General features: G+C 51.4%; 1 protein-coding gene. It reads left to right on the forward strand.

Annotation, left to right across the window (positions count from 1 at the left end):
- A partial coding sequence (locus J5224_RS32595) for an O-antigen ligase family protein (protein ID WP_264629070.1) occupies nt 1–734 on the forward strand: 734 nt, incomplete at both ends.

Here is a 734-nt window from a genome sequence, read left to right on the forward strand (position 1 = left end):
CTATTTTATGACGTTTATCGGCGCCCTGAGTGCGCAGGCATTACTCACGCTCAATGTACGCTACAAATATTATCTCTATTTATTCCATTTCTTACTGGTGACCAGTGCCATCATCCTGACCCAGACACGGGCGGCCATTTTTGTTTATCCCCTGATTGGGGCGATGATCCTGTTATCGGAGGTGCGTCATAATAGACGTACCTTGCTTAAGGGCGTGCTGGGCTCCATCGTGACGCTAACGCTCTGCATTGCACTGTTCCACGACACGATCCATAAACGCACCAGTGATTTGATCAATGACATGCGCAGTTACAGCCAGAACAACAGTCAAACCTCGGTAGGCGCACGGTTTGCCATGGTGCAATCCGGCATGGACGCAGGGCTTGCTGCACCGTTCGGGCAATCCGCCGAGCGGCGCGCGGAAGATATCACCGCCCTCGCACAGCAGACGCCAGCCATGAGGGGCGCGGTGAGCTACCTGAACGTGCATCTGCATAACGATGCGATTGAAGCTTTTTCATTGAAAGGCTGGCCCGGTGCGCTACTGATTGTTTTGTTTTATCTCGCGCTCTCTTATTTTTCGATTTTTGTGCTGCGCAGCCACTTCTCCATTGCGCTGTTATTTGCCTTACTTATGTTTGGCTTGAGTGATGTCATTCTCTTTGCTCGAGATATGTTAATGGCGTGGCTGGTCACGTTGTGTCTTGGCATGACACTGACGGGAAAATGGACCC

Source organism: Candidatus Symbiopectobacterium sp. NZEC135 (genome assembly GCF_025962695.1).